The following is a 26,863-nucleotide window of genomic DNA, read 5'->3' as shown; positions in this document are numbered from 1 at the left end:
GCATCAGCCCGCTCGGGTGGCCGATTCCGCGGGTGTGTCGTGCGGGCGGGTGCGTTCGATCAGGGGCAGGGTGCGGAGCTGGCGTTCGAGGTGCCATTGCAGGTGGGCGGCGGTGAGACCGCTGGACTGGCGGCGGATGTTCTCGGGGACGGCTTCGATGCCGGACCATTCGCCGCGATACAGCGCGCTCATCAACTCGAGCACGCCCACCGACGGCGTGGCCGAACCGGGCGGGCGGCAGTGCACGCAGACCGCACCGCCCGCGGCGACGTGGAAGGCGCGGTGCGGGCCGGGGGTCGCGCAGCGGGCGCATTCGTCCAGGGCCGGAGCCCAGCCCGCGAAACCCATGGCGCGCAACAGGAATGCATCCAGGATCAACTCCTGCGGCCGCTGCGCGGCGGCGATCGCGCGCAACGCGCCCGCGGTCAGGGTATGCAGTCGGGGTGCGGGTGCGCGCTCCTCACCGGCCAGGCGTTCGGCCGTCTCGAGGACCGCGCACGCGGCGGTGTAGCGGCCGTAGTCGGCGACGATGGCGGAGGCGAACGCCTCCACGGTGTGTACCTGGGTGACGGTGTCGAGATTGCGTCCGGGATACAACTGCACGTCGACATAGGCGAACGGCTCGAGCCGCGCCCCGAATTTGGATCGGGTGCGACGCGCCCCCTTCGCCACCGCCCGCACCAGCCCGTGCTGACGCGTGAGCAGCGTGACGATGCGATCGGCCTCCCCCAGCTTGTGCTGGCGAACCACGATCGCCTGGTCCCGGTACAACTGCACGGTCCCATCCTCCCACGCCGCGACAACGCGGCACGCCGAGCCACGCACATCCGGCGGCATCGGCCCCCGGTCAGACCGGGCGATACACGCTCTCGCCGTAGACCTGGGCGATGCGCGGGGCGTGAATCGTGCGCAACAGCAGGGTGGTCCAACCGCGGCGGGTGCGATCGATCTCGTGGTCGTCCGCCTCGATCAACATGCGTTCGGGCCCTTGCAGTTCCATCGATATCGCCGGATGACCGAGCGGGACGTCGATCAGCGCCTCCCGGTTACCCCACACGACGAACCGCCGCCGACTCATCGCGACGGTCCCCTGCCCGATGTTCTCCCAGCTCGAGGAGGCGTAGTGCAACGGAGTCCGATAACTGCGTCGTGCCACCGATCCGTCCACGGGACCGAACACCACGATCCCCTCCCATTCCATATCCGAACGCAGTTGGGGCGGCAGCTCTTTCGAACCGAACGCCCGGGACATCCACTTCACCTCGCCGATCGTAGGTGCGTCCGGCACCGCACGCATCGGCCCTTTTGCGCCACCTGCGGAAATACCGTCCGACCGAGATCACACTGTGACTCCGGGACTCAGAAGCCGAGCTTGCCGAGCTGTTTCGGGTCGCGCTGCCAGTCCTTGGCCACCTTCACGTGCAGATGCAGATAGATGCGCGTGCCGAGGATGTGTTCGATCTGTTTGCGGGCGTTCGTGCCGACCTCCTTGAGCCGCGCGCCGCCCTTACCGATCACGATCGCCTTCTGACTCGGCCGTTCGACATAGAGCAGGGCGTGCACGTCGAGCATCTCCGAGGACGAATCATCCTGTCCCTCATACCCTTCGCGCGGCAGCACCTCTTCGATCACCACCGCCAGCGAATGCGGGAGCTCGTCGCGTACGCCCTCGAGCGCGGCCTCGCGGATCAGCTCGGCCATCAGGGTTTCCTCGGGCTCATCGGTCAACTCGCCGTCCGGATAGAACGCCGGACCCTCGGGCATCTTCGAGGCGATGACGTCGACGAGGACCTCGACCTGCTCCCCCTTCGCCGCCGATACCGGCACCACGTCGGCCTCGGGGCCGAGCAGTTCGGACACCGCGACCAACTGCTGGGCGACCTGGTCCCGCCCCACCTTGTCGATCTTGGTGACCACGCCCAGCAGCGTCGTCTTCGGAGCCATCTGCCGGATCTGGGTCAGGATCCAGCGGTCGCCGGGACCGACCTTCTCGTCGGCCGGAATGCACAGCGCGATCACGTCGACCTCGGAGTAGGTGTCGCGCACGAGGTCGTTGAGGCGCTGACCGAGCAGCGTGCGCGGCCGGTGCAGGCCCGGGGTGTCGACCAGGATCAGCTGCGCGTGCTCGCGATGCACGATGCCGCGAATGGTGTGCCGGGTGGTCTGCGGCCGCGACGAGGTGATCGCGATCTTCTGTCCCACCATCGCATTGGTGAGCGTGGACTTGCCGGTATTCGGCCGCCCCACGAAACAGACGAAGCCGGAACGGAATTCGGCATCGCTCATTGGGTTGCCTCGGCGCCCACGGTGTCGTAGACCGCGCCGTTCCGATCGGCGAAGATGATCTTCCCCGACGACGAGATCTCGCGCACCGCCGAGATTCCGGCATCGTGGAACGAAGCGCCGATCACCACCGCCGCCTCGAATCCCTCTGCGCCACTGGAGATCGCCGCGGCCACCGCGGCCTGCAGCGCGGTGAGCGTCAACGCCCGCAGCTCCACCGCGCCCGCGGCGTAGGTGCGGCCGTCGGTGTCGCGGACCGCCGCGCCGCTGCTGCCGCCGGTGCGTCCCATCGCGCCGCGCGCGAGCACCAGCAGCTTCTCGTCCTCGGGATCCAAACCACCGGCCTGCGGCGCAGTGTCACTCATTGCTGTCTCCATCCTCGTATCCGGGTTCGCGATCGTGTTTCTTCTCCGGCGCCCGCCGCACCACCACGGTGTGCACCCGCATCCGGCCCCGCCCGTCCGCGCCGCCCTCACCCCGCAGTTGCAGGCCGTGGATGACGCCCTTGGATCCGGGCAGCGGCACGCGCCCGAGCGCGTGCGCGAGCAGACCGCCGACGGTGTCGACGTCCTCCTCGTCGATCTCCATGCCGAACAGCTCGCCCAGGTCTTCGATCGAAAGCCGGGTCGAGACACGGAATTTGCCGTTGCCGAGCTGTTCCACGGGTGCGATCTCGTCGGTGTCGTACTCGTCGGCGATCTCCCCGACGATCTCCTCGAGGACGTCCTCGATGGTAACCAGACCCGCGATACCACCGTATTCGTCGACCAGCAGCGCCATATGATTACGGCGCCGCTGCATCTCGTCCAGCAGCGCGTCCAGCGGTTTGGAATCCGGGATGAACACCGCCGGTCGCATCACCTCGCGCACCGCCACCTTGCGGCTGCGATCCCCGTACGGCACAAGATCTTTCAGATAGACGACGCCGAGAATGTCATCGACGTTCTCACCGATCACCGGAATGCGCGAATGTCCAGAACGCACCGCCAGCGAGGTCGCCTGCGCCGCGGACTTGTCCGCCTCGATCCACACCATCTCGGTGCGCGGCACCATCACCGCGCGCGCCGAGGTGTCACCGAGTTCGAAGACCGACTGGATCATCCGGCGCTCGTCCGAATCCACCACACCGCTCTTCTGCGCCATGTCCACGACCTCGCGCAGTTCGACCTCGGAAGCGAAGGGGCCGTTGCGAAATCCGCGACCGGGGGTGATCGCGTTGCCGACCGCGATGAGCAGCCGGCTCAGCGGGCCCAGCAGTGCGCCGATCGCCTGCAGGGGCAGTGCGGCGGTGAGCGTTATCGAATACGCGTGCTGACGTCCGAGCGTGCGCGGCCCGACGCCGATCACCAGATAGTCCACCAGCACCATGACCACCGCGGTCACCACCAGCGCCCAGCCGGTGCCCAGCGTGTTCAGCAGCGCCGCGGCCAGCAGCACCGTCGCGGTGATCTCGCAGACCAGCCGCAACAGCACCATCAGATTCACATAGCGGGGACGTTCGGCGACGATCCGAGCCAGCCGCCGCGCCCCGCCCCGATCCGCGCGAACCAGATCCTCCACCCGCGCGGGCGATACGGTGACCAGCGCCGCATCCAGCGCCGCGAACACCCCGCCCACCGGAACCAGCGCAATCGCCAGCGGCAGCAGGATCAGTGTGTTCACGGTGCTGTCCCGGCGGCATGAGCCGGGCCCTGCGTGGTGACGCTCCGCTGCCGCCTCCGGGCCTGACCGTTCATGCTGTGCCTGTCAACGGCATGAACGGGGCCCTGCGTGGTGACGCTCCGCTGCCGCCTCCGGGCCTGACCGTTCATGCCGGGTCCAGTGGATCGCCCGCATCGCCGAAACCAGTTTTGCCCAGGAGTTTGCGGTCGCGTTCGGCGAGGTCGGCGCGGCGCTGGGCCTCGCGCAGGCTCTCGTACCATTCGGCCAGCAGGGTGTTCTGCAGGCCGAACATCTCCTTCTCCTCCTCCGGCTCGGCGTGGTCGTAGCCGAGCAGATGCAGGACGCCGTGCACGGTCAGCAGCGCGAGCTCGTGGTCCAGCGAATGCCCGGCCTTGGCCGCCTGGGCCGCGGCGAATTCGGGGCACAGCACGATGTCACCGAGCATGGACGGGCCAGGCTCGGCGCCGTCGGGGCGACCGCCCGGTTCGAGTTCGTCCATCGGGAAGGACATCACGTCGGTCGGGCCCGGCAGATCCATCCAGCGCATATGCAGATCGGCCATGGTGTTGAGATCGACCAGCACCATCGACAGCTCGGCCGCCGGATGCACGTCCATACGGCCGATCGCGAAACGTGCGACGCTGACCAGATCTTCCTCGGGAACGTCCATCCCCGATTCGTTGGCGATCTCGATACTCACGCCGCACAGCTTAAGCCACCGGCGCCCGGCGTCCGCGCACTGCGCCGCCGCTGCTCAGTCGGCCGATGCGCCTGCCGACGAACCTGGCGCGGCACGCCACCGAACCCTGCGTCTGCTGATAGGTTCGCGGCGGTGAAGACCACACGCACGGCAGGCCAGGCCGCGGTCGCGACAGTTTTCGCCCTCATGATGTGCGCGCCGGTGGCCGCGGCGGCGCCACCCGCCGCTCCGGACGCCGGTTCGCTGGCCGCGGCGGTTCGCCGCGACCTGGGCATCTCCCTTCCGGAGTATCAGCGACGTGCGGATCTGGCCCAGCAACTGGCAGTCTTCGCCGCGACCGAGCAGCGCCTGTCGCCGGGTTCGGTGCGCGGGGTCCGGCTCGGCCCGGACGGCCGGGCGATGGTCGCGGCCGTCGGTGCGGCCGCGCGGGCGGCGGCGCAGCAGGCGGGTTTCCAGCTCAGCGATGATCCGGTCGATCCTTCGAATTCGGCTGTGCCCCAGAATGATCGGCCCGGTCGACAGATTCCGGCGGCGCAGGACACACCGTCTTCCAGCACCCCGACGGGTCCGATCGCCGGAGGCGATGTCTATCTGAGCCGCACGCCACCGAGCAACCAGGCGGCCAAGTGTTCCTGGGCGTTCAACGTGACCGCTGCGGACGGTATGCCCGCGGCGCTGACCGCGGGTCACTGCAACGAGTCCGTCCTGGCCGGACGCCCGATCAGCCCGGATCAGCAGACCTTCCCGTGGCGGAACGACCATGTGACCGGTCCGGCGACCGGTTCGTTCGAGAAGTCGGTGGTGGACGGCATCCGGGACTACTCGGTCGTGCGGATCGCCCCGGCGGCGCGAAACGCGTTCCGCAACAACCTCGTTCGCGGACCGATCGGCGGACCCGCGATCCGGGTCACCGGCGTCGGCATTCCGGTTTCCGGTGCGCCGGTGTGCAAATCGGGGTCCACGACCGGATTCACCTGCGGCGTGATCACCGCCGTGGACCAGCCCGACCCGCAGCGCCCGCCGATCCGCTTCAAGCACACCGCCCTGGCCCTGCCCGGCGACAGCGGCGGCGCACTGATCTCCGGAACCCTCGCGATGGGCATCATCAGCGATGGCGGAATCTATTCCGACCCTTCACGATTCCCCACCGACCGCCCCGGCGTCCTGCCGCCGGCACCGCCGGGCTCCCCGATCACCCTGGGCCGCATCCTGCAACAGATCGGCCCACAGCCCTTCCAGCAGATCGGCCCGCTGGTCGGTGGAGTCTTGCCCTACGTTCCGCAGATCGCCATGATCGCCCAATCCGTCGCCGACGTCCTGGACCAGAACCCGGGCCTGCACCTGCGCACCAGCTGAACGCGCCCGACCTACGGCCCGAACAGCTTCGGGCCGTAGCGAATTCGCATCCGACAGAACGGACCTCGAAGCGAAGCCGACTCGGCTCCGGCGTCCGCCGGTCGTGCCCGGCTCAGCGCCGCGAACGCTCCGCGGCGCGCCGCTGCGCCCGGTTGCCCGGGTAATGCGGGGCCGCCACTGCCGGACGGTCGGCCTCGTAACGCTCGTAGGCGTCGACGATGTCCGCGACCAGGCGGTGTCGCACCACGTCGCTCGAGGTGAGCTGGGCGAAGTGGATGTCCTCGACATCGGTGAGTATGTCGCTGACCACGCGCAGGCCGGATCGGGTGCCGCCGGGCAGGTCGACCTGCGTGACGTCGCCGGTGACCACGATCTTGGAACCGAAGCCGAGCCTGGTCAGGAACATCTTCATCTGTTCGGGCGTGGTGTTCTGCGCCTCGTCCAGGATGATGAACGAATCGTTGAGCGTGCGACCGCGCATATAGGCCAGCGGCGCGACCTCGATGACTCCCGACTGCATGAGCTTCGGGATCGACTCCGGGTCCATCATGTCGTGCAGCGAGTCGTACAGCGGGCGCAGATACGGGTCGATCTTCTCGTTCAGCGTGCCGGGCAGGAAGCCGAGCCGCTCACCGGCCTCGACCGCGGGCCGGGTCAGGATGATGCGGCTGATCTGCTTGTTCTGCAGCGCCTGCACCGCCTTGGCGACCGCCAGATACGTCTTACCGGTACCGGCGGGGCCGATGCCGAACACGACGGTGTGCTCGTCGATGGCGTCGACGTAGCGCTTCTGGTTCAGGGTCTTGGGGCGGATGGTCTTGCCGCGGCGGGACAGGATGTCCAGGCTCAGCACCTCGGCCGGAGAGTCCGAGGACCCCTCGGTGAGCATCGCGTAGGTGTGCCGCACGGCCTCGGGCGTGACCACCCGATTGCGCCCGGTCAGCGCTACGAGCTGTTCGATCACCCGCTCGGCCAGGGCGACGTCGGCGGCCCGGCCGGTGAGCGTCACGGCATTGCCGCGGACATGGATGTCGGCATCTAGCAGGCGTTCGAGTTCACGCAGGTTCTCGTCGGCCGAACCGAGGAAGCCGAAGACGGATTCTGGGGCGAGTTCGATGCTGGAGCGCGCGGTCCGCGCAGCCGGTCCGGTACCGTTGCCGCCGCCCCCGGCGGTGGGAGTAGTCGGGTCGCCTATTTCACCTGGTGTTCTCAAAAGTGCCTATGGCCTGCTTTCCGGTCTAGAACATCACTGGTTGTGATGAAAGTTTACAGCCGAGCACCGACACAGCCCAGTGAATAGACCACGGCCAGCAGGTCACGAGCCCGTGGCCGACGACGCCGCGGCGACCGGCCCGGCCTGCGCTGATGCGAGCGGCTCATCCGGCGCGCTGCGCCCAGCCCACGGCGAAGTCGCGAAACACCCGTACCGCATCCGAGGGCGCGGCCGACGCCGACCAGATCAGTCCCACCGCCCGCGCCGCGCCGGGATCGGCCAGCGGCACCAGCACCGGACCGGATTGCGCCCCGGCCCCGGCGCCGCGCACGACATCCCCCAGCGGCAGCAGCGCGACGCCCAATCCGGCGGCCACCAACCCGCCGACGGTGACCAGATCGCTCGATTCCAGCACGATCCGTGGCCGGAAATCCGCTGCGGCACAGAGATCTTCGAGAATCGCACGCATACCGTGACCGGTGCGCATGGCGACGAATTCCGCATCGGCGACCTCGGCCAGCCGCACCTGCCGACGCCCGGCCAGCCGGTGATCCGCCGGAACCGCCAGCGCCAGGCGCTGCCGCAGCAGCTCCCGCCACCCCAGACCGGTCGCGGCGGGTTTCGGCGAGACGATGCCCAGGTCGGCACTGCCATCCAGTACCCGGTCGGTGACGACCTCGGCGGCATCCTGGCTGAGCGTGAAGGTGACCGCCCCGGAGCGCCGCCGGAATCCGGCGATCAATTCCGGGACCAGGCGGCCCCCGAACGAGTGCAGGAAGCTCAGCCGCACCACGCCGTGCGCCGGATTGGCCAGATCGGCCAGTTCGCGGGCCGCGGCATCCAGTTCGGCCTGCGCCCGGCGCGCACGTTCGTAGTACACCTGGCCGAAATCGTTGAGCGACAGTCGTTTTCCGTGCCGGTCGAAGAGTTCGACGCCCAGTCGTCGCTCGAGCCGGGCGAGCATCCGCGACAGCGTGGGCTGCGACATCTGCAGGCGGTCGGCCGCCGCACCGACGTGCTCGAGTACCGATGCCTCGACCTCCATCGATGCCGTCGCCGGGCCGATCGAGACGGATCGAGACGATCGCCCGAATGCGCTCGGCGATGCCACCGCACGCCACGAACGCCGCATCACGATCGCGCTGTTCGCCGCGGGCCTGACCACCTTCGCCTCGATGTACAGCACGCAGGCGCTGCTGCCCAGTCTGTCGGCGGCGTTCGCGGCGACTCCGGCCCACGCGGCGCTGTCGGTCTCCCTGACCACCGGTCTGCTGGCGCTCGCGATCATCCCGGCGGGCGTGCTGTCCAGCCGGTTGGGGCGGACCCGGGTGATGATCGGCTCGGCGCTGACCGCGAGCGTGATCGGCCTGCTGCTCCCGTTCAGCCCGACGCTGGAGGTCCTGTTGGCCGGCCGCGCGCTGCAGGGCGTGGCCCTGGCCGGAGTTCCCGCGGTCGCCATGGCGTATCTCGCCGAGGAGATCGGTGCGGCCGGACTGGGTACCGCGATGGGCGTCTACATCTCCGGTACGACACTGGGCGGCCTTGCGGGACGGTTGATTCCGTCGTTCACCCTCGAAGCCGAGTCGTGGCGCTGGGCCGCGGCCGCGGTCGGCGTGGCGGCGACGATCTGCGCGATATGGTTCGCCCGGACGCTGCCCGCGTCCCGCGGATTCACCTCGCAACCGCTCGGATTACGTTCTCTGGCTGCCGATTTCGCCGGTCACCTGCGAAATACCCGGCTGCTGGCCCTGTTCGGGCTCGCCTTCGTCCTGATGGGCGGATTCGTCTCGATCTACAACTTCCTGGGCTATCGACTGATCGGCGGGAAGTTCGGATTGTCCGCCGCCACAGCGGGTCTGGTCTTCCTGCTCTACCTGGCGGGAACCGTGAGCTCGACCGCCGCGGGCAGACTCGCCGATCGCCTGGGCCGCCCCCGGGTCCTGGTCGTCTCGGTGCTGACGATGGGGATCGGCACCCTGATCACCCTGCCCGACCACCTGACCACCGGCCTGATCGGCGTACTACTCTGCACCGCAGGATTTTTCGGCGCGCATTCGGTGGCCAGCGCCTGGGTCGGCAGCACCGCCACCGGCAATCGCGGCAACGCGTCCTCGCTGTACATGTTCAACTACTATCTCGGCAGCTCGATCGTCGGCGGCGCAGCGGGCCTGGCCTACGGGTGGCACGGCTGGGCCGGGGTGACGCTGTACGTCGTCGTCCTGATCCTCGTAGCGGGCGCGCTGACCACCGGCCTGGTCGCGACCGCACGCCGGTCAGCAGTGTGAAATGCCCGCCCGGAACAGGGCGGGCGCTTCATCGCGGTCCGGCGATGTCAGACGGACATCGCCGGGTCTCCGGCCTTCGCGGCTTCGCGGGCCAGGATCCGCGCGCGCTGCTCCTCGAAACGGATGACGTCGCGGCCGAGTTTGTCCATGTACTCCGCGAGGTTCTCGCGGCTGCGCTCGCCACGGGCGGTGAAATCGTTGCGGCCGAAGATGTTCCAGGCCCGCAGGACCGGGTTGAGCACTTCGTCGAGGTGCTGGCGCAGGTCGTAGATGCCGTGTTTGACCATCAGTACGCCGTTGCGACGCCAGTTCGGCATTCCCTCGCCCGGCATCTTGAAGTGCATGATCACCTTGGCGATCGCCGCCATGCTCTGGTCGGGGGCAAGGTCCAGGGCCGTGGCGCACAGATTGCGATAGAAGACCATGTGCAGGTTCTCGTCGGCGGCGATTCGGGTGAGCATGTTCTCGGCGATCGGGTCGTCGCACACCCGGCCGGTCGTGCGATGGCTGACCCGGGTGGCCAGTTCCTGAACGGTGACATAGGCGACCTGGTCGAGCACACCGCCGAATTCGGCGGGCGCGTGCACGCCGCGGGTCATGTGCACCATCCGGTCGTTCTCCAGCGCCACCGGATCGACGCCGCGGGTAACCACGAGATAGTCACGCATCGCGATCGCGTGGCGGTTCTCCTCGGCGGTCCAGCGGCCGACCCAGGTGCCCCACGCGCCGTCACTCGAGAAATTCTCGGAGATGGTCCGGTGATAGGAGGGCAGATTGTCCTCGGTGAGCAGATTGGTGATCATGGCAACCTTGGCCACTTCGGACAATCGCGACTGTCCAGGCTCCCAGTCGATTCCGTCCATGGCGGCGAAGTTGCGGCCCTCGTCCCACGGAACGTAATCGTGCGGATACCAGTCCTTGGCGATGCCCAGATGCCGATCCAGGTTCTGCGCAACTGCGGGCTCCAACTCGCGGAGCATCTCCAGCTGCGTCAAATCCCTTGCCATACAATCCCTTTCGACGTCACGATCAACAGTTTAACGATCTGCCCCGGGTTTTCATTGCCAGTCGAGGGAAGCCCCCTCGCAAAGATCGACGTAACAGCCGTCGGCGGTCGAGACACTCGTCAGCAGTCTGGAAATCGGCGTCACGAACGCGGACAAAAGCTTAGGGCGAGCATCGAGCCGATGTCCAGCTAACTGTCCGCATCGAGCTGCGAAACAACTACTCGGCATGCCGCAGCTCCCGAGCCGCGGCACTCTCGCCAGGGATGTTCGCGAGTTCCCGAGCGCAGTGCGGCCAGTGGGGCGAGGGCGAACGCCGCGACGGCTGCGGCGATCACCGGCAAGAATCCCACCAGGCCCAGGGAAGAGGTCAGGCTGCCGAGCCCCGCACCGAGGCCGATGCCGAGGTTGAGCACGGTGATCAAGATGCTGCCCGCGGTGTTGCGGAACCGCTCCGAGGCCACCCGCATGACGCGAGCCTGCAGGACGACGGGCAGCACCCCGATCAGCACACCCCACAACGTGACCAGGATGACGTAAACGATTGGGCCACTGGATAATCCCATTCCCGCAGTGACTACGGCCAGCGCGAGCGCGGTCACCGGCAGGGCTCCGGTGGGCCAGCGATCACCGATCCGGCCCGCGACGAGAACTCCGGCGAAACCACCGATCCCGCTGGCGAGCAACACTCCCGGCATCGCTGAACCACCGATCCCGGCAGCGGCGCTGACGGGCACGACGAAGGTGAATACGGCGTAATACCCTATGAGAGAGAAGAATCCGCCGCCCGCCACCAGCAGCACCGACCTGGCCGACCGGTCCCATCGTTCGGGCTCGGGCCGGGACTCGCCGTCGCCGACCGGCGGCACCAGGATTCCGATCACCGCGACGCAGAGAACGCACAGTGCGGCGAGCGCGGCGAAGGTCACCCGCCAGCCGATCTGATGCGCCACCTGGGTTCCCAGGGGCACACCGACCAGACCCGCGATGGTAGGTCCGGCCAGCACGATCGACAGGGCGCGCCCGACCCGCTCGGGCGGAACCAGCGAAGCGCCGTAGGCGACCACCACGGCCCAGAACAAGCCGTGTGCGCCCGCGGCGACCATCCGCGCGATCAGCGCGACCGCATACGTCGGCGCCAGCGCCGTGGCGAGGTTCGCTGCCGCCATGACGCCGAGGCTCGCGAGCACCACCGACTTGCGCGACCAGCGCATCGTCAAGCGCACCAACGGAATTCCGGTCAGTGCGATGGTGCCCGCCCACCCGGTCACGAGCAGCCCGGCCGTCGACACGTCGACCGAGAGGGACGAACTCATGGAATCCAGGACTCCGGCAGGCATCATCTCGGCGCTGACCGTCGTGAAACTCGCCCCGGCGAGCGCCACCAGAGGTGTCAGGAAGTCTTTCGATCTGTTCACATCCGAGAACGTAAACTTTGACATCGGTGTCAAAGTCAAGAGGAAGTTCGAGCCCACCATGAAGATCGGCGAACTCGCGGAGCACACCGGAATCTCCACCCGGATGCTGCGCTACTACGAATCCCAGGACCTGCTGCGATCCGAGCGAGGCTCGAACGGCTACCGCTACTTCCAGCGCAGCGATATCGAACGCGCCCGAACCATCTCCAGCCTCATCCGATCGGGCCTGCCGACCAGACTGATCCGCGTCGTCCTGTCCGCGCAGGACCGCCCCGACGATTGGACCGAGGCATGCGACAGCGAATTCGCCGCACTCCTACGAGCGGAACTGACCACCCTCGAAGACAAGATCGCCTGCCTGACCCGAAGCCGAGACACCGTCAACGCCTACCTCGACCGCGCCGCGGGGTGAGCGTCATCGCATGACTCCGTCCTGAGCGCATTCACCCTCGCCGAGGAAGCCGGATGTTAACCCCGGGTTAGATCCGAGGCGGGTTCGCTGTGGTGGTGGGACGGGACCGACGACCCTTCGGTGACCCGCGGAGACGTGAGCGCGGGCTTATCGAGGAGGCATGGATGGCCACGACTGGTGCGCCGACGGCGCGCAATGTCTGGACGGCGTTGATCGGTGGTTCGATCGGGAACCTGATCGAGTGGTACGACTGGTTCGTTTATTCGACTTTTTCCGTGTACTTCGCCTCGGCGTTCTTCCCGAAGGGCAATCCGACGGCCCAATTGCTCAATACCGCAGGCATTTTCGCGGTCGGGTTCTTCATGCGACCGGTCGGCGGCTGGCTGCTCGGGCGGCTCGGCGACCGGAAGGGGCGGAAGGCGGCGCTGACCACCAGCGTGACGATGATGACGGCCAGTGCCCTGCTGATCGCCGTCGCACCCACCTATGCGCAGGTCGGCTACTTCGGCGCGCTGGTGCTGCTGCTGGCGCGGCTGTTGCAGGGGTTGTCGATCGGCGGCGAATACGCGGCCAGCGCCGCCTATCTGAGCGAGGCGTCCAAACCCGGCAAGCGAGGCTTCTTCTCCAGCTTCCAGATGGTGTTCATGAAGGTCGGGCAGTTGTTCGGGCTCGCGATGCAGATCATCCTGCAGCACTCGATGTCGGACCACACCCTGCACTCCTGGGGCTGGCGCATCCCGTTCGTCTTCGGCGCTTTCGCCGCGGCCGGTATCTACTACATGCGGCGCAAGATGCTGGAGACCGAGGCGTTCGACCAGGACGACACGGCCGGGCGCGAGCGCGGCACGCTGCGCGCCCTGTTCACCTACAAGCGGGAATTCCTGCTGGTGGTGGGATTCAGCATGGGCGGCACGCTGTGCGACTACATGTATTCCACCTACATGACGAAGTACCTGTCCAACACCGCCGGGCTCAGCAAGGACACCGCGGCCCTGGTGAGTTTCTGCGCCATCGTGGTGTTCATCTTCCTGCAGCCGCTGGCCGGGGCGCTGTCGGACCGGATCGGACGTCGCCCGCTGCTGATCTTCTTCGGCGTGACCTCGACACTGGGCACCGTGCCGCTGATGACCGCGCTGCGAAGTGTGCACGGTTTCGGGGACGCGCTGGTGCTGATGGTGGTCGGCCTGGTGATCATCACCGGATACACCTCGATCAGCGGTGTGGTGAAGACCGAATTGTTCCCCACCGCCGTGCGCACCCTCGGTGTCGCGCTGCCCTATGCGATCGCCAACGCACTGTTCGGCGGCAGCGCCGAATACGTGGGGCTGTGGTTCAAGCACGCCGGGATCGAATCGGCGTTCTTCTGGTACGCCTCGGGATGCTGTGCGATCTCGCTGGTCGTCTACATTGCGATGCGGGAGACCCGGAACGTGGCATTTTTCCATCGGGACCGGATATCGGAGCAGGTCGACGCGTAGTCTGTCGCGACGATGAGAGTGCTGCTGGTCGAGGACGACGATCGGTTCGCCGACGCCTTGACCACCGCACTGTCCGGCCGCGGTCATCGGGTCGAGCGGGTGAGCCGCGCCGACGAGGGATTGCGCCGCAAGAGCGGAGTGGACTTCGTCCTGCTCGACCTCGGCCTGCCCGACGGCGACGGCCTGGACATGCTGCGGCGGCTGCGCCAGGTCTCGGCGGTGCCGGTGATCGTGCTGACCGCGCGCGCCGAGGAGACCACGGTGCTGCGCGCACTGTGGGGCGGCGCCGACGACTACCTGGTGAAGCCGTTCCGGATCATGGAACTGCTGGCCCGCATGGAGGTGGTGCGGCGTCGGCTGCCCCGCCCCGGAACACCCACGGCCGGTGCGGATTTCGTCGTTGCCGGGGATGTCCGGATCGAATTCCCCACGCGCACGGTCACTGTCGCCGATGAAGCGGTGACGCTGACCAGTCGCGAATTCGATGTGCTGGCTCTGCTCGCCCGCACCCCGGGTGTGGTGCGCAGCCGGGCCGAGATCCTCGACGCGGTGTGGGGTGATGCGTTCCTCGCCGCATCCCGCTCACTGGATGTGCACATTCGTGGCATCCGCGCGAAAACCGGTCGCCCCGAACTGATCCGGACCCTGCGCGGCGCCGGATACCGCTTGGACCCCGGCGAGACGACCACGCCCTGATGCGTCGCCGGATCCTGGCCACCCACCTCACCCTGATCGCGGGATTGCTTCTGGCCCTGGCGATTCCACTCGGCTGGGCATTCGCGCTGGAGCGCACCAACCAGCTGCTGCTGGACCGGCGCGCCGACGCCACCAGATTCGCGCTGCTGGCCGAACAGGCCGTACAGGACGGCGACACCTCCCAGCTGCACACCGAGATCGCCCGCTACGCCGACCTCTACGACGCGACGGTGCAGGTCCGCTCGAACACCGGCGTGGTGCTGACCGCCGCGGGCACCTCGCTGCCCGCCGGCGCCGAGGAGGTCGCGCGCGGCGCCCGGCTGGGCCGGACCACCGAGAATCTCACCATGATCACGCCGTTCGGCCCGGTCCGAGCGGTGATCGCGGAACCGGTCGGCCGCGACGCACAGGTGCTGGGCACCGTGCTGCTGGTGACGCCCACGACCGCGGCGCGGCACGCGGTCGCGGCGGTCTGGCTCGCGCTGACCACCGCGGCACTGCTCGCCTTCCTGCTCGCCACCGTGGCCGCGCGGTGGCTGGCCCGCTGGATACTGCGACCGGTGGCCGAACTGGATTCGGCCACCGCGGCGATCACCGCGGGCCGCCTGTCCGCCCGCGCGCCGGTCCTCGGCCCACCCGAATTGCGCCAGCTGGAGCAACGTTTCAACGCGATGGCCGACGCCGTGACCGACGCACTGGATCGGCAGCGAGCCTTCGTCTCGGACGCCTCCCACGAACTGCGGACACCGCTGGCCGTGCTGTCGCTGCGACTGGAGAATCTGCGCCCGCACCTGATCGGTTCCGGCACAACGGCTTACGAGCAGGCGCTCGAGGAGATGGATCGGATGACGACGCTACTCGACGATCTGCTCGCCCTGGCCCGCATCGAATCGGGAACCGTCCTCGCGGAACCCGTCGATCTGGTCGGCGAACTGGAACCGCGCCTGCGAACCTGGCAGGAGGTCGCGGCCGCCGCCACGATCACCCTGCTGACCGAGTTGCCGCCACAGCTGCGCGCGGTCTGCCCACCGGAGACCGCCGACCAGAGCACCGACCGCCGACTCATCTTCACCGCGCACTCCTTCGACCCGTCCGATTCTGCATGATTCGCGATTCGGCCCCATCCCACACCCGATCGGGGCAAGATCCCTCTCACGGTGCCGGTGGTCTCCCCCTCGGCCTGATCACCGGCACCGACCGGCAGCGCCGATCGCGGCCCGCAAACTGAGAGCGAACCGGAAAGCATTGGCGGGAGCACCACCGGGTACTCCACAATTGGAGCGCACCGCATCGGATGCGGGGCAAGAACGGGGGTGAGAGCAATGCCGGTTCAACCAGCCGATTGGCTGATCAGCAGCGATATCGTGGACGAAGTGGCCTTCCGGGTCGACCTCCCGGGCGACGACCAGGGGAAATGGATCGTATCGTTCCTCCCGACCGAGTTCCGGCTGACCGAGAAGCAGGCGCTGACCTGCATGGAATTGGCCGAGATGGTTCTGCTCGCACTGGAATCGCCGGTCGATTCACTCGACCTGGAATTCGCCCGGATCCGGGCGACCGAGCTGGGACTGAGCCTGGAGGACCTGATGTGGTTGCTCGCGGCCCGTTCGACCCTCCTGCACGACGGGTCCGCACCGCAGGCCTCGGGATCCTCCGCACCGGCCTAGACGCACCGCACCGGCCGCAGGGCCGGTGCGGTGTGCGAGCCACTCACTTCACACAGGGGACGCCGCTGCCGTTCATGCTGGACAGGTCGGTCGGCGCCGGCGCCTTCGCGCCGAGGTTCGTCGCCGAGACCGGCGGCGGAGGCGGTGTCGTCGAGGTGGGAGTTTCGGAGGAACCATCGCCGATCGCGCCCACCAGCTTGGTCAGGGAGTCGCTCCCGGCCAGCTCCGTTCCCACGGTCAGCTGAATCGACTGCGAACTGATCGACGACGACTTGGTCGCGGTCAGACCCAACTGCCCGGCCAGCGCCGTGGCCGCCTGCTCCGCACCCGAACCGTAGAGCAGTGTGCTGGAGCTGCGCGCGGTACCGGTGATCGCCTCGCCCTGTGTGAACCCCCGGTCGGCGAGCGCCTTCTCCAGGCTGCCGCCCAAGCCGTTCTTGCCCGAACTGTTCACCACGTTCAGCACGATCCCCGCGGCCGAACCGATCGCGGTGGTGGTCGGCGGTGCGGTGGTCGTGGCGGCGGCCCCGGGCTTGGGCGGGTTCAGCAGATTCTTCACATACGCGTGGATCTTGTCCGTATCGACGATGTTGATGGCCTCGCCGTTGCTCGGATCGTTGCCGAAATCGTCGACCGGCAGCGTGAACAACGTCAGCCCGCCGGACATCAGCGAGGACGCCTGCGCGGCGAACTTGCCCAGATCCAGACCGCTGTCCACGGCCATGTTCTGCTGCGCGACGCCGAGCAGATTCATCAACTTGCCGGGGCTCGACATCGTTCCACTACTCTGCAGCTTGCTCGCCAGCGACACGATGAACGCCTGCTGCCGACGGGTCCGGTCCAGATCGGTGAAGTTCAGCGACTCGTCCGGGTCACGACGCTGCCGCACGAAAGCCATTGCCTGCGAAGCGTTGATCTGCTGTGGGCCCTTCACGAAATCCGCGCCGGAGAACTTGTCCTGCGTCCGCTCGTTCAGGCACACCGTGATCGGCTGCACCGCCTGGGCCACCTGGAAGAAGGCCGCGAGCGTGACCTCCACGAAGTGATCGATCGGCACGTCGCCGAGGAATTTGGTGACCGTACTGGCCTCGGCCTTGCGCCCCGCGTCACGCGCCTTGGCATCCAGTGCTTCCGGGCTCTTGATGGTGCCCTCGTACTTCTGCTTCGCCGCGAAGTAGGCGCGGCCGTACGCCTCCTTGATCTTGCCCTTGCAGATGTCACCGCCGCAGGAGGCCGGATCCAGGGTGACGTAGTCGTCGCGGGGAATCGAGATGGCCGTGGATTTGGAGCCGTCACCCGGAATGTGGATCAGCATCAACACATTCGAGTTCATGCCGACGACGCTGTCGTCACCGGCGTGCAGGGCGTTGTACATGTCCTGCGGCAGCGGATTGCCGTGTTCGTCCAGGCGGCTGTCCAGGCCCATGACGAGGATGTTCTGTTCCTGGCCCACCGATTTGGGGCCGTCGCTGATCGCGTCGGAGGTCGTGACCCCCTTGATCGCGTGGTCGTAGACCCGCCACGCCGCACCCGTGCCGACCAGAACCAGAGTGGAGACCAAGGCGATGAGCGTGCGTCCGGCCACCGCCGCCTTGCGGTTACGCCGACGCCGCATCGGAGGACGCGCAGGCCGACGCGGCCACGCCGACGCGGCCGACTGCGTTGCCTCCGACTGTGTTCCCTCTGCCGAGCGGCTGCCACCGGTCTGCTTTCCGGCATGTGACCGATCGCCGCGCGACGTAGGAGCCTCCGGCTCACGCGACGACCGCGGTTGGGTGCCGTGCGGCAACCGCTCGGTACTCGGACCGTCGGGATCTCGCCGCCGACGCTCCCCTTCATAGGTCATACGGACCGAATATAGGCTGCGATATCGCGGCTGGCGAAATACGCGGGCCACCGGCCCGAGGCCGGACTCACCGCACCCGAGAAGCGGCCGGTTCCGGAGGGATCAACCCCTCCGCTCTGTGAGCGGAATCACTTGACGCAGGGGATACCACTGCCCTTCATGCTCGACATGTCGGTCGGCGCCGGGGAGTTCGTGCCGATGTTCGTCGCCGACACCGGCGGTGGCGGCGGAGTCGTGGAGGTGGGGGTTTCGCTGGAGTCATCGCTCGACGTGCCCGCCATGCTGGTGATCGAGCTGCTGGCGGCCAGTTCCGTGCCGACGGTCAGCTGAATCGACTGCGCATTGATCGCCGACGACTTGGTCGCGGTCAGACCCAACTGCCCGGCCAGCGCCGTGGCCGCCTGCTCGGCACCGGAGCCGTACAGCAGCGTGCTGGAGCTGCGCGTGTAGCCCGTGCTCGCCACCCCCTGCGTGAAACCACGACCGGCGAGCGCCTTTCCCAGGCTGCCGCCCAGACCGTTCTTGCCCGAGCTGTTCACCACGTTCGCCGTCACCCCGGTCGCGGACGGGATGTTCGTGGTCGCCGGGCTCGCGCTGGCGCTGGTGGAGGCCGCGCCGGGCTTGGGCGGGTACAACAGATTCTTCACGTACGAGTGGATCAGATCCAGGTCGACGATGCTGGTGTCCTCGCCGTCGATGACCTTGAAGTCCTTGACCGGCAGGGTGTACAGCGTCAGTCCGCCACCCATCAGCGACGACGCCTGCCCGGCGAACTTACCCAGATCCAGACCGCTGTCCACGGCCATGTTCTGCTGGGCGACCTTGAGCAGACCCATCAGGGTGGTCGGACTGGACAGCGTTCCGCTGGTCTTCAACTTGGCCACCAGCGAGACGACGAATGCCTGCTGCCGACGGGTGCGGTCCATATCGGTGAAGTTCAGCGACTCGTCCGGATCACGACGCTGCCGCACGAAAGCCATTGCCTGCGAAGCATTGATCTGCTGCTGACCCTTGACGAATCTCGCGCCGGAGAACGTGTCGTGAGTGTTCTCGTTCAGGCACACCGTGATCGGCTGCACCTGCTCGGCGATCTCGAAGAAGGCCGCCATGGTGATCTCTACGAAGTGGTCGATCGGGACGTCACCCAGGAATTTGCTCACCGTTTTGAGCTCGGCCTTGCGACCGGCGTCCCGCGCCTTGGTCTCCGCGTCCGGATCTCCTTGGGCCTGCTTGCCCAGCACCGCGCCGTAGGTGCGGCCGTACGCCTCCTTGATCTTGCCCTTGCAGAGATCACCGTCGCACGCGGCCGGATCCAGGGTCACATAGTCGTCACGCGGGATGGAGATCGCCGTGGACTTGGAGCCGTCACCCGGAATGTGGATCAGCATCAACACATTCGAGTTCATGCCGCCGTTGTCGTTGTCACCTGCGTGCAGGGCGTTGTACATGGCCTGCGGCAGCGGATTGCCGTGCTCGTCCTTACGACTGTCCAGACCCATGAGCAGGATGTTCTGGTCCTTGCCAACGGATTTGGGGCCGTCGCTGATGGCGTTGGAGGTGATCACGCCCTTGACCGCGTGATCGTAGATCCGCCACGCCGCACCGGTGCCGACCAGCACCAGCACCGACACCAGCGCGATCAGGGTGCGGCCCACGACCACGGCCTTGGGGGTGCGCTGACGACGCGCCGGGCGGCGGGTGTGCCGACGCGGCCGCAGCAGCGTCGTGGCCGCGTCCGGATCCGGCTGTGCCTCTTCGGTCTTCGACTCGTCCGACTGTGACGCGCGCAACTCGGATTCGCGTGCCTGCGAACGGCTCTCCCGAGCCGGCGGCGCGGTCCGTGCTCTGTCGGCCCGCGATGCGCGCGCCTTCGCCACGCGCGACAGGCGCGGCTGAGTGCCATGCGGCAACCGCTCGGTACTCGGACCGTCCGGCTCCTTCCGCCGATGGCCCCCTTCAGAACTCATACGGACCGAATATAGGGTCGGCGCCCGAAGTTCGCCAGGCGAACGACTTCGGACGTGGAATTGATCACCGGCAACGGGTGCGGGACATGACGACGCGATCGAAGCGCTTGCGCGCCAACACAAGAAATGATTGCTCTACCACCTGGAAGTCAGTGCACCCAGCGCACCCAGCGCGACCGCGGCCGCGGTCGAGGTACGCAGCACGGTCGGACCGAGCAGTGCGATATCCGCGCCCGCATCGGCGAGCGCGGTGAGTTCGGCATCGTCCAGGCCGCCTTCGGGCCCGACGATGAGGACGATCCGCGATGCGGAGGCCAACGGCAGGGAAACGAAACGGGCCGTGCCCGATTCGTGCAGCGCGACAACGATCCCGTTGTCCGCCTTGGTTTCCCGCACGAGCGCCAGCACATCGGACGTACGATACAGCTCGGCGATCTCCGGGATGAAGGCCCGGCGGGACTGCCGCGCCGCCGAGCGGGCCGCGGCGCGCCATTTGTCGACGCCCTTGCGCGCCTTGCCTTCCCAGTTCGCGACGCATCGCGCGGCCTGCCACGGTATGAGGACGTCGGCACCCGCCTCGGTCATCAGTTCCACCGCCAGCTCCGAGCGATCGGATTTGGGCAGCGCCTGCACCACCGTGACCGGCGGCGCGGCCGGCGCCGCGAGAATCCGGTCGAGTACCCGCAGTTCGAGTCGATCCTTCTGCGCCGCAACGACTTCCGACGACGCGAGCACGCCGGCGCCGTCGGACAGCGTGATCGGCTCGCCGACCCGGATGCGTCGCACGGTCGCGGCATGGCGCCCTTCGGGCCCGGCCAGGATCGCGATAGCACCCGGCTCGGGAATCTCGTCGAGATAGAAAACCGTTGCCGCCACTGTGATTCCGTCGAAGTCAGCGACCGCTGAACGAGGCGCGCAGGCGCGCGAACAGACCGCTGTTGTGCTCGGATTGGGCCGAAAGCACCTCGGTGCGTTCACCGTTGCGCATGGCCTTGTACTTGCGCAGCAGATCGGACTGCTTGGCATCGAGCTTGGTGGGCACCACGATGTCCAGGTGCGCGATCATGTCGCCGCGGGCGCTCGAACGCAGCTTGGGCATACCGTGCGCGCGCAACACCGAAACCTCGCCCGGCTGTGTTCCGGCCGGAATGGTCAGCTCGGTCGGGCCGTCGAGAATCGTGTCGACCACCACGGTCGCGCCCAGCGCCGCATCGACCATCGGCACGCGGATGGTGCAATGCAGATCGTCACCGTCGCGGACGAACATGTCGTGTGGCTGTTCGACGATCTCCACGTACAGATCTCCGGCCGGGCCGCCGCCGGGGCCGACCTCACCCTGCGCGGCCAGCCGCACGCGCATGCCGTTGGCCACGCCCGCGGGGATCGGCGCGGCGATCTCCCGGCGCGAGCGCACCCGGCCGTCGCCGCCGCACTTGCGGCACGGATCGGGAATGGTCTCCCCCGCGCCGCGGCAGGTCGGGCACGGCCGGGAGGTCATCACCTGGCCGAGGAACGAGCGTTGCACGGTCTGCACCTCACCGGCGCCGCCACAGGTCTCACAGCGGACCGGCTTGGAGTTGCCGTTGGTGCCCGCGCCCTGGCACAGGTCGCACAGCACGGCGGTGTCGACGGTGAGGTGCTTGGTGACCCCGACCGCGCATTCGGCCAGTGACAACCGGGTACGCAGCAGCGAATCCGCGCCGGGCTGCACGCGTCCGCGCGGACGACGCGGACCCGAGGCGTTCATTCCGCCGAAGAATGCCTCGAACACATCGCCCAGACCGCCGAATCCGGCAGCACCGGAGAACCCGCCGGGACCGCCGCCGGACTCGAGCGGATCGCCGCCCATGTCCACGATGCGGCGCTTCTCGGCATCGCTGAGCACCTCGTAGGCCGCCGACACGTCGCGAAACCGCTCCTGGGCGTCCGCATCGGGGTTGACGTCGGGGTGCAGCTCACGCGCCAGCTTGCGATAGGCGCGCTTGATCTCCTGGTCGGACGCGTTGCGTCCGACACCGAGCAATCCGTAGTAGTCCCGTGCCACTTGCGTCTCTAGTCCTGTTCCGAATCCGTTTGCTTCACGATCTCATCGCGCACTGCACGCGGCGCACTCACCTGTCGGCGAGCACCTCGCCGATATATCGGGCGACTGCCGCGACCGAGGCGATCGTCCCCGGATAGTCCATGCGAGTCGGGCCCAGCACACCCATGCCCCCGAGCACGGTACCCGGCATACCGTACCCGGTCGAAACCACCGAGGTTCCGCGTATCTGCTCAAGCTGCGTTTCCTCGCCGATCTGCACCGTCACGGTGCCCGGATGTTGCGCGGCGGCCAGCAGCTTGAGCACGATGACCTGCTCCTCCAGGGCCTCGAGCACCGCGCGCAGCGAACCCGGGAACCCGAAGTCGTTGGCGTTGCGGGTGAGATTGGCGGTGCCGCCGAGCACCAGCCGCTCCTCGGGATGCTCCACCAGGGTCTCGACCAATACCGTCGACACCCGGACCAGGACGTCACGCAGGCGGGCCGGGGAATTCTCCGGCAGGCCCGCGACCGACGCGGAGGCCGCCGCGAGGCGTTTGCCGTCCATGGCCTTGCCCAGCATGGCGCGCAAGGCGGTCAGATCCTCGTCGCCGATCACCCCGCCCAGTTCGACCAGGCGCTGATCGACGCGTCCGCTGTCGGTGATGACCACCAGCAGCAATCGGGCCGGATTGAGTGCGACGACCTCGATGTGCCGGACGATGGAGGCCGAGACGGTCGGATACTGCACCATCGCGACCTGGCGGGTCAGCTGGGCCAGCAGGCGCACCCCGCGACGCAGCACGTCGTCCAGATCGACGCCGCCGTCCAGGAAATCCATGATCGCGCGTCGCTCGGCCGGGGAGAGCGGCTTGACTTCCGCGATGTTGTCGACGAACTGGCGATAGCCCTTGTCGGTGGGAATGCGGCCGGAGCTGGTGTGCGGCTGGGTGATGTAACCCTCGGCTTCGAGCACCGCCATATCGTTGCGCACCGTCGCACTGGAGACGCCCAGATTGTGCTTGTCGACCAGTGTTTTCGACCCGATCGGCTCCTTGGTCGCGATGTAGTCCGCGACGATCGCGCGCAGGACCTCGAGCCGCCGCTTCTCGGTGCTCGACATCGGGCCCACCTCCTCGTTCACCATCGGGCCGCCCGGTGTCTGCGAGCAGCATCGACCACGCGGATCCCAGGTTGATCCGCCCCCAGTTTAGTTCCTGAAAGCCGAATCCCCCGTGTGGCGTGGCACAACCGGAGTTCCGGCGACGGCGGCGGCGCCCGGACGAGCCGGTTCAGCCCAGCAGCGTGCGCACGACTCCGTCGGCCAGCAGGCGCCCGCGGTCGGTGAGAACGATCACCCGATCCCGCAGTACGACCGATCCTTCGGCGACGAGTCCGTCGATCGCCGCGCGCCCGTCGGCATCCAGATCCGCCACCGGCAGCCCGGAGCGCAATCGCACGGCGAGCATGATCCGTTCGGTGTACCGCTCGGCATCGGTGAGCTCCTCCCACCCGTCGGCGGGCAGGGTCGCCGACGCGGCGATCCGTTCCGCATAACGGCCCGGATGCTTCACATTCCACCAGCGCACGCCGCCCACGTGGCTGTGCGCACCCGGTCCCGCGCCGAGCCAGTCGCCGCCGTCCCAGTAGCCGAGATTGTGCCGGCAACGACCGGAATCGCTTGCGGCCCAGTTGGATACCTCGTACCACCGCAGACCCGCCGCGGACAGGCGCGCGTCGATGCGTTCGTAGCGGGAGGCGAGCACATCCTCGTCGGGGGCGGGCAGTTCACCGCGACGGACCTTGCGGGCCATCGCCGTACCGTCCTCGACGATCAGCGAGTACGCCGAGACGTGGTCGACTCCGGCCGCGAGCACCGCGTCGAGACTGGCATCCAGATCGGCATCCGATTCGCCGGGGGTGCCGTAGATCAGATCCAGGTTGACGTGGTCGAAACCGGCCTCGCGCGCCTCGCGGGCCGCGGCGACCGGGCGGCCGGGCGTGTGCGTGCGATCGAGAATGCGCAGGACGTGCGTCGCGGCGGACTGCATTCCCAGCGATACCCGGGTGTACCCGGCGGTGCGGAGGCGCTCGAAGAACGCCGGGGAGGTGGATTCGGGATTGGATTCCGTGGTCACCTCGGCATCGGCGGCCAGGGTGAAGTTCGCGCGGACGACCTCGAGTACGTCGGCCAGCCCGTCCCCGCCCAGCAGCGAGGGCGTCCCGCCGCCGACGAAGACCGTCGACACCGGCGGCTGCCGACTCGGCAGCGCATCGAAAGCCGCTGCGGCCGTGGACATCTCACCGCGCAATGCGTCGAGCCAGGACTCCGGCGAGGCCGAGCTGCCCAATTCGCCCGCGGTGTAGGTGTTGAAATCGCAGTACCCACAGCGCGTCGCGCAGAACGGAACGTGCACGTAGATGCCGAACGGCCCGCCGCCGAAATCACGCAGCGGCGCGGCGGGCAGTGCGGTCTGCTGGACGGCGGGGCTCACCCCTCCAGTGTGCGGCCGGGCCACCGCGGGGCCGGGCGCGGGTGCCGGTTCCGCACGCGTTCGATCGGGGCGATTTCGCGCCGGATCCGAAAGTGCGCACCCGGCTGTGACGGACATCTCCCGGGAGCCGGCCCCTCTCCCGCGCGAACCCGGGGATCGGCATTCGGGAGGTCGCGATCCGTGTTTGCGCGGATGATCTATGACGCATCTCACAAACTGGGACGAGCGTCCAGGGAATTTCCCTCGAATCTTCGGAAAATATGGGCGGTCGGTCCGAACTACCCGGTTGACATGGCACAATAGACCGCATGACCGGACTTGGAGTGCGCCTCGTGGCTCGTCGCCACGTCGACTTCAAGCGTGTCTGCAGTGCGAGCTGTCTGTCGGAAAGCCTCCGGTAGTTCGGCCCCTGTTCCCGGTTCCGGCGTCACCGTCGCGGCGTCCCGGCCGCTGACTACCGAAGGCGCGAGCAGCCCCTCCCGCCTGTCGCCAGGTCTGATCATCACCCCCAGGAGCGACCCCTATGACGTCGAGTACCGACGCCGGTCATACAGCCGAGTCCGAGCCCGTCGCACGCGCGGAATCCGAGCGTTCCGCGCGCGAGCAGGAAGTCGCGCGCGAGCGTGCGCAGGCCGCCCGCGAACGCCGAGCGCGCTCCCGCGCGGGCGAGCAGACCAGCGGCCCGCGTGAACGCACCGGAAAACCGCTGCGCCGCAAGTCCGAAGGCCAGTGGGCCCTGGGCTACCGCGAGCCGCTGAACGCGAACGAGCAGAGCAAGAAGGACGATCACCCGCTCAACGTCCGCACCCGCATCGAGAACATCTACGCCCCGGGCGGATTCGACTCGATCGACAAGGCCGATCTGCGCGGCCGGTTCCGCTGGTGGGGTCTGTACACCCAGCGCGAGCAGGGCTACGACGGCACCTGGACCGGCGACGAGAACATCGACATTCTCGAGGCCGCGTACTTCATGATGCGGGTCCGCTGCGACGGCGGCGCGCTGAACGTCGAGCAGGTGCGCACCCTCGGCGAGATCTCCACCGAGTTCGCCCGCGACACCGCCGATCTCTCGGACCGGGAGAATCTGCAGTACCACTGGATCGAGATCGAGAACGTCCCGGAGATCTGGCGGCGCATCGAGGCAACCGGCCTGCAGACCACCCAGGCGTGCGGCGACTGCCCGCGCGTGGTGCTCGGCTCCCCGCTGGCCGGTGAATCGCTGGACGAGGTCATCGACGGCACCTGGGCCGTGGAGGAGATCACTCGCCGCTACGTCGGCAAGAAGGAGTACTCGAACCTCCCGCGCAAGTTCAAGACGGCGATCTCGGGCCAGCAGGACGTGGTGCACGAGATCAACGACATCGCGTTCATCGGCGTCGAGCACCCCGAGCACGGCCCCGGCTTCGACCTGTGGGTCGGCGGCGGGCTGTCCACCAACCCGATGCTGGCCAAGCGGGTCGGCGCGTGGGTGCCGCTCGCGGAGGTGCCCGATGTGTGGGAGGCGGTCGTCTCGCTGTTCCGCGACTACGGCTACCGCCGCCTGCGCACCAAGGCGCGGTTGAAGTTCCTGATCAAGGACTGGGGTATCGAGAAGTTCCGGCAGGTGCTCGAGGACGAGTTCCTGAAGCGCAAGCTGATCGACGGCCCGGCGCCCGAGGCTCCGGTGCGGCCCATCGACCACGTGGGCGTGCAGAAGCTGCGCAACGGACTGAACGCGGTCGGCTTCTCCCCCATCGCCGGACGCGTCTCGGGCACGATCCTGACCAAGGTGGCCGAGGCAACCGAGCGGATCGGGTCCGACCGCATCCGGTTCACCCCGTACCAGAAGCTCATCGTGCTCGACGTCGCCGACGACAAGGTCGAGGAACTGATCGCCGAGCTCGAGCCGCTGGGCCTGCAGGCGCGGCCGTCCAAGTGGCGGCGAAACCTGCTGGCCTGCAGTGGTATCGAGTTCTGCAAGCTGTCCTTCGTGGAGACCCGCAAGCGCTCCCAGGTGCTCGCGCCCGAACTGGATCAGCGGCTGGCCGATATCAACGCCCAGCTCGATGTGCCGGTCACGATCAACATCAACGGCTGCCCGAACTCCTGCGGCCGCTCGCAGATCGCCGATATCGGCTTCAAGGGTCAGCTCGTCGACGACGGCGACGGGAATCAGGTGGAGGGTTTCCAGGTTCATCTGGGCGGCACCCTCGGCCTCGATGCCGCCTTCGGCCGAAAGCTGCGCCAGCACAAGGTGACCAGCGACGAGCTCGGCGACTACATCGAGCGCGTGGTGCGCAATTTCGTCAAGAGCCGCAACGACGGTGAGCGGTTCGCGCAGTGGGCGGTTCGCGCCGACGAGGCCGACCTCCGGTAAGGGAG

General features: G+C 67.9%; 24 protein-coding genes. 8 read left to right on the top strand and 16 right to left on the bottom strand.

The genetic code is table 11. The annotated features are described in order from the left end of the window. Positions 1-3: 3 nt before the first annotated feature. From recO to ybeY, 6 genes are all read right to left on the bottom strand, one after another. Complete coding sequence (recO, locus tag K7711_RS18225) at positions 4-777, bottom strand: DNA repair protein RecO (protein WP_040820755.1); 774 nt, start codon at positions 775-777, stop codon at positions 4-6. A 70-nt stretch (positions 778-847) separates the two neighbouring features. Next, positions 848-1,261, bottom strand: coding sequence for a hypothetical protein (locus K7711_RS18220; protein ID WP_222970600.1), 414 nt, complete (start codon positions 1,259-1,261; stop codon positions 848-850). A 98-nt stretch (positions 1,262-1,359) separates the two neighbouring features. Beyond that, positions 1,360-2,286, bottom strand: coding sequence for a GTPase Era (gene era / locus K7711_RS18215; RefSeq protein WP_222970599.1), 927 nt, complete (start codon positions 2,284-2,286; stop codon positions 1,360-1,362). Then, positions 2,283-2,648 carry a cytidine deaminase-like protein gene (locus K7711_RS18210; protein WP_040820481.1) on the bottom strand — a complete coding sequence of 122 codons (366 nt, stop codon included), beginning with the start codon at positions 2,646-2,648 and terminating at the stop codon, positions 2,283-2,285. The genes era and K7711_RS18210 overlap by 4 nt, the downstream gene beginning before the upstream one ends. Further along, positions 2,641-3,945: a hemolysin family protein gene (locus K7711_RS18205; RefSeq protein WP_222970598.1), complete on the bottom strand. Its 1,305-nt coding sequence runs from the start codon at positions 3,943-3,945 to the stop codon at positions 2,641-2,643. Before K7711_RS18205 ends, K7711_RS18210 begins: the two co-directional genes overlap by 8 nt. 145 nt (positions 3,946-4,090) lie before the next feature. Continuing rightward, the gene (gene ybeY, locus K7711_RS18200) at positions 4,091-4,645 is read right to left on the bottom strand and encodes an rRNA maturation RNase YbeY (RefSeq protein WP_040820476.1); all 555 of its coding nucleotides are present in this window, start codon (positions 4,643-4,645) and stop codon (positions 4,091-4,093) included. Between the two features lie 132 nt (positions 4,646-4,777). On the opposite strand from ybeY, the gene K7711_RS18195 reads away from it, so the two are divergent. Continuing rightward, the gene (locus tag K7711_RS18195; RefSeq protein ID WP_222970597.1) at positions 4,778-6,001 is read left to right on the top strand and encodes a S1 family peptidase; all 1,224 of its coding nucleotides are present in this window, start codon (positions 4,778-4,780) and stop codon (positions 5,999-6,001) included. 112 nt (positions 6,002-6,113) lie between these two features. Here K7711_RS18195 and K7711_RS18190 read toward each other — a convergent pair whose 3' ends face one another. Beyond that, on the bottom strand, positions 6,114-7,196 hold the full coding sequence (locus tag K7711_RS18190; RefSeq protein WP_051192911.1) for a PhoH family protein: 1,083 nt from the start codon (positions 7,194-7,196) through the stop codon (positions 6,114-6,116). Between the two features lie 181 nt (positions 7,197-7,377). After that, positions 7,378-8,259, bottom strand: a complete 882-nt coding sequence (locus K7711_RS18185) for a LysR family transcriptional regulator (RefSeq protein WP_222970894.1) — start codon at positions 8,257-8,259, stop codon at positions 7,378-7,380. Between K7711_RS18185 and K7711_RS18180 the strand changes: the two genes are divergently transcribed. Next, the gene (locus K7711_RS18180; RefSeq protein ID WP_372460156.1) at positions 8,189-9,499 is read left to right on the top strand and encodes an MFS transporter; all 1,311 of its coding nucleotides are present in this window, start codon (positions 8,189-8,191) and stop codon (positions 9,497-9,499) included. The two genes, K7711_RS18185 and K7711_RS18180, sit on opposite strands and share 71 nt — an antisense overlap. A 47-nt stretch (positions 9,500-9,546) precedes the next feature. Here K7711_RS18180 and K7711_RS18175 read toward each other — a convergent pair whose 3' ends face one another. Both K7711_RS18175 and K7711_RS18170 read right to left on the bottom strand, forming a co-directional pair. Then, positions 9,547-10,506, bottom strand: a complete 960-nt coding sequence (locus tag K7711_RS18175) for an acyl-ACP desaturase (RefSeq protein WP_222970595.1) — start codon at positions 10,504-10,506, stop codon at positions 9,547-9,549. Positions 10,507-10,694: 188 nt separating this feature from the next. Then, positions 10,695-11,921, bottom strand: coding sequence for an MFS transporter (locus K7711_RS18170; protein WP_222970594.1), 1,227 nt, complete (start codon positions 11,919-11,921; stop codon positions 10,695-10,697). A 58-nt stretch (positions 11,922-11,979) separates the two neighbouring features. On the opposite strand from K7711_RS18170, the gene K7711_RS18165 reads away from it, so the two are divergent. From K7711_RS18165 to K7711_RS18145, 5 genes are all read left to right on the top strand, one after another. Continuing rightward, the gene (locus K7711_RS18165) at positions 11,980-12,333 is read left to right on the top strand and encodes a MerR family transcriptional regulator (RefSeq protein WP_222970593.1); all 354 of its coding nucleotides are present in this window, start codon (positions 11,980-11,982) and stop codon (positions 12,331-12,333) included. 164 nt (positions 12,334-12,497) lie between these two features. After that, a complete protein-coding gene (locus K7711_RS18160; protein WP_222970592.1) occupies positions 12,498-13,811 on the top strand; it encodes an MFS transporter in 1,314 nt (437 codons plus the stop codon). A gap of 12 nt (positions 13,812-13,823) precedes the next feature. Further along, positions 13,824-14,507 carry a response regulator transcription factor gene (locus tag K7711_RS18155; protein WP_222970591.1) on the top strand — a complete coding sequence of 228 codons (684 nt, stop codon included), beginning with the start codon at positions 13,824-13,826 and terminating at the stop codon, positions 14,505-14,507. Beyond that, a complete protein-coding gene (locus K7711_RS18150) occupies positions 14,507-15,613 on the top strand; it encodes a sensor histidine kinase (RefSeq protein ID WP_222970590.1) in 1,107 nt (368 codons plus the stop codon). Before K7711_RS18155 ends, K7711_RS18150 begins: the two co-directional genes overlap by 1 nt. 216 nt (positions 15,614-15,829) lie before the next feature. Continuing rightward, a complete protein-coding gene (locus K7711_RS18145) occupies positions 15,830-16,174 on the top strand; it encodes an enolase-like domain-containing protein (protein ID WP_222970589.1) in 345 nt (114 codons plus the stop codon). 43 nt (positions 16,175-16,217) lie between these two features. Here K7711_RS18145 and K7711_RS18140 read toward each other — a convergent pair whose 3' ends face one another. The 6 genes from K7711_RS18140 to hemW form a co-directional block, all read right to left on the bottom strand. Further along, complete coding sequence (locus K7711_RS18140; protein WP_222970588.1) at positions 16,218-17,789, bottom strand: LCP family protein; 1,572 nt, start codon at positions 17,787-17,789, stop codon at positions 16,218-16,220. A gap of 359 nt (positions 17,790-18,148) precedes the next feature. Beyond that, positions 18,149-19,987, bottom strand: coding sequence for an LCP family protein (locus tag K7711_RS18135; protein ID WP_222970587.1), 1,839 nt, complete (start codon positions 19,985-19,987; stop codon positions 18,149-18,151). Between the two features lie 135 nt (positions 19,988-20,122). Continuing rightward, on the bottom strand, positions 20,123-20,863 hold the full coding sequence (locus K7711_RS18130) for a 16S rRNA (uracil(1498)-N(3))-methyltransferase (protein WP_222970586.1): 741 nt from the start codon (positions 20,861-20,863) through the stop codon (positions 20,123-20,125). A 16-nt stretch (positions 20,864-20,879) separates the two neighbouring features. Then, the gene (dnaJ, locus tag K7711_RS18125) at positions 20,880-22,031 is read right to left on the bottom strand and encodes a molecular chaperone DnaJ (protein ID WP_222970585.1); all 1,152 of its coding nucleotides are present in this window, start codon (positions 22,029-22,031) and stop codon (positions 20,880-20,882) included. Between the two features lie 67 nt (positions 22,032-22,098). Further along, a complete protein-coding gene (hrcA, locus tag K7711_RS18120; RefSeq protein ID WP_222970584.1) occupies positions 22,099-23,130 on the bottom strand; it encodes a heat-inducible transcriptional repressor HrcA in 1,032 nt (343 codons plus the stop codon). A gap of 169 nt (positions 23,131-23,299) precedes the next feature. Further along, complete coding sequence (gene hemW, locus K7711_RS18115) at positions 23,300-24,502, bottom strand: radical SAM family heme chaperone HemW (protein ID WP_372460155.1); 1,203 nt, start codon at positions 24,500-24,502, stop codon at positions 23,300-23,302. A gap of 523 nt (positions 24,503-25,025) precedes the next feature. Between hemW and K7711_RS18110 the strand changes: the two genes are divergently transcribed. Continuing rightward, the gene (locus K7711_RS18110; protein WP_222970582.1) at positions 25,026-26,858 is read left to right on the top strand and encodes a nitrite/sulfite reductase; all 1,833 of its coding nucleotides are present in this window, start codon (positions 25,026-25,028) and stop codon (positions 26,856-26,858) included. Positions 26,859-26,863: the final 5 nt, after the last annotated feature.

This window comes from Nocardia coffeae, from assembly GCF_019890715.1.
Classification (GTDB): Bacteria; Actinomycetota; Actinomycetes; order Mycobacteriales; family Mycobacteriaceae; genus Nocardia; species Nocardia jiangxiensis.
The sequence above is the reverse complement of the archived record's forward strand: the minus strand, read 5'-3'. Positions and strand labels throughout refer to the sequence as shown.